The organism is Pseudomonas sp. K5002, assembly GCF_013386655.1.
In the GTDB taxonomy this organism is placed as follows: domain Bacteria; phylum Pseudomonadota; class Gammaproteobacteria; order Pseudomonadales; family Pseudomonadaceae; genus Aquipseudomonas.
Genome location: NZ_JACARK010000937.1, coordinates 1 through 2,766, shown reverse-complemented (window position 1 = coordinate 2,766; position 2,766 = coordinate 1). Strand labels below are relative to the sequence as shown.

The window sequence follows — 2,766 nt, the reverse complement described above, 5'->3', positions numbered from 1 at the left end:
AGAAACTGCTCAAGCAGGAAGTGTCGGCCACGCAACTGGCCGAAAGCGCCTGGAAAGACATTCCCTTGCTGCTGCTGTTCGACTGGTTTTGCGACTGGTCGAGCCTGATCCTGCGCTACCAGCTGACCCAGGACGAAAACGGCCTTGGGCTGCCGGACATGCGCAAAGTCGTGCAATACCTGGCGCAGAAGAGCGCCCAGGACAAGGTGCTGAACATCCAGGACTGGATCCTCGCCCAACGCCAGAAAGTCCTCGGCAAGGCCAACCTCAATCGCGTGCTGTTGCTTGAGGCCTTGCTGGTGCAGTGGGTCGGTTTGCTCGGCCGCCGTTAATTTCAGTGGCCGACGGGTGTATCGTTGGCCAGACACTTTCCGTGACTCAAGTTGTAGATCCCTATGCTCGTAGATTCCCATTGCCACCTTGATCGCCTCGACCTGGCCCAGCACGGCGGCTCCCTCGACGCCGCCCTTGAAGCTGCGCGCCAGCGCGGGGTAGGGCACTTCCTGTGCATCGGCGTCAGCGCGGAAAACGCCGCCGACGTCAAAGCCCTGGCCGATCGTTATGCCGATGTCGACTGCTCGGTGGGCATTCACCCGCTGGACCTCAAGCCCGGCGAAGCCCCGGCCCTCGACTGGCTGCTCGGTGAACTCAATCACCCGCGCGTGGTGGCCATCGGTGAGACCGGCCTGGATTACCACTACGAACCGGAAGCTGCCGAGTTGCAGCAGGCGTCGTTCCGTCTGCACCTGCAAGCCGCCCAGCAGACTGGCAAGCCGGTGATCGTCCACACCCGTGGCGCCCGTGCCGACACCCTGACCCTGCTGCGCGAAGCTGCGCTGCCCCAGGCTGGTGTGCTGCATTGCTTCACTGAAGACTGGGACATGGCCAAGGCCGCGCTGGACCTTGGTTTCTACATTTCCTTGTCGGGCATCGTGACCTTCCGCAACGCCGATGCCCTGCGCGATGTCGCGCGCCAGGTCCCGGCAGACCGCCTGCTGGTGGAAACCGATTCGCCGTACCTGGCGCCAATTCCCCATCGCGGCAAACCCAACCTGCCGGAATACGTACGGGATGTGGCGGATTACCTGGCGATGCTGCGGGGCGAGTCCTACGAGCGCTTTGCCGAACAGACCACCGAAAACTTCAAGCGCCTGTTCCCGCTGGCCCACGTCGGCCACTGAATCGCAGGCAAAAAAAACCCGGGTTCTGGGGGGTGAATCCGGGCTAAGACCATTAGGAGTAAAACAAGGGTACGCAGTCCGTCGGTACCCAGGTCGACGCGTCACTTGGGGGAGATGCCACGCCGACATTTCAAGTATTGATCAGTATCCGATTCAGTCCAGCCACATCTGATCGTTTTTTAAACAGATTTGGAATACGCCCGCTTCGGTTGAGTTCTCATTGGATGCGATGCACACGCGCCAATCACCTGTTTTATTTCTGACTCGAATCGGCACATTCGTTGGCGTGTTGTAAGTTAAGTGCAAAGGTTGTTCATATAGGCGTTGCCCAACGACCGTTCAGTCGGGATAATCCCGCGCACCGGGTAAAACGTTCCGACAAGCACGGCTTGGGGAGCGAACGCCCTTCCAATATCCATCTCTGCAGACCTTTTTCTTATGCACAAAGAACCCCGCAAGGTCCGTGAGTTTCGCCGCCGCGAGCAGGAAATTCTCGACACCGCACTCAAGCTGTTCCTCGACCAGGGTGAAGACAGCGTCACCGTCGAGATGATTGCGGATGCCGTGGGTATCGGCAAAGGCACCATCTACAAGCACTTCAAGTCCAAGGCCGAGATCTACCTGCGCCTGATGCTCGACTACGAGCGCGACCTGAACGAGCTGCTGCACTCGGCCGATGTCGACAAGGACAAGGAAGCGCTGTCCCGCGCCTACTTCGAGTTCCGCATGCGTGACCCGCAGCGCTACCGCTTGTTTGATCGCCTGGAAGAAAAAGTGGTGAAGGGCCATCAGGTGCCGGAAATGGTCGAGGAGCTGCACAAGATCCGTGCCTCGAACTTCGAACGCCTGACCCTGCTGATCAAGGGCCGTATCAGCGAAGGCAAGCTCGAAGACGTGCCACCGTATTTCCACTACTGCGCCGCCTGGGCGTTGGTGCACGGCGCCGTGGCGTTGTACCACTCGCCGTTCTGGAGCAATGTGCTGGAAGACCAGGAAGGTTTCTTCCAGTTCCTGATGGACATCGGCGTGCGCATGGGCAATAAGCGCAAGCACAGCACCGATTTGCCGAACGCCGAAACGCCGGCCACTTGAATCATTCGCCAGCGTGATGGCGATATGATTTCCTGCCCAGCGCAGTAACCCAGGAATATACTCAGGCAAGGACCTTGCTAAAACTTGATTTTTCAGTCAGGTTTTAGTGCGCCCGAATTATCCTCTGCCGGAGTGATCCATGATCGTTGATCGTCAAGGCAGGCGATTCCGCAATTTGCGGATCAGCCTGACCTCAGCCTGCAATTACGCCTGTACCTACTGCGTGCCCAACGGCAAGCGGCTGGTGGCTGCGCAGGACGAACTGTCGGCCGAGGCGATGGCGCGGGGTGTCGAGTACCTGATCGAGGCCGCCGGCATCGAGCGCCTGCGGATTACCGGCGGTGAACCGTTGGTCAGCCCCAAGCTGGAAGCCTTCATGGGCGCGGTGGGGCAGATGGGGCTCAGTGATATCAGCCTGACCACCAACGGCCAACTGCTGGCGCGCAAACTGCCGCTGCTGGTGGACGCCGGGATTCGCCGGATCAACGTGTCC

The 2,766-nt window shown here is 59.7% G+C and carries 4 protein-coding genes; all 4 read left to right on the top strand.

Annotation, left to right across the window (positions count from 1 at the left end; genetic code table 11):
• Nucleotides 1-332 (top strand): DNA polymerase III subunit delta' C-terminal domain-containing protein (locus HX846_RS31300; protein ID WP_306173177.1); only part of this gene is annotated, 332 nt, incomplete at its 5' end.
• Nucleotides 333-395: 63 nt separating this feature from the next.
• Nucleotides 396-1,181, top strand: coding sequence for a TatD family hydrolase (locus tag HX846_RS31295; protein ID WP_017475806.1), 786 nt, complete (start codon nucleotides 396-398; stop codon nucleotides 1,179-1,181).
• A 438-nt stretch (nucleotides 1,182-1,619) separates the two neighbouring features.
• On the top strand, nucleotides 1,620-2,273 hold the full coding sequence (locus tag HX846_RS31290; protein ID WP_004371278.1) for a TetR/AcrR family transcriptional regulator: 654 nt from the start codon (nucleotides 1,620-1,622) through the stop codon (nucleotides 2,271-2,273).
• A 139-nt stretch (nucleotides 2,274-2,412) separates the two neighbouring features.
• A partial coding sequence (locus HX846_RS31285; protein ID WP_178966878.1) for a radical SAM protein occupies nucleotides 2,413-2,766 on the top strand: 354 nt, incomplete at its 3' end.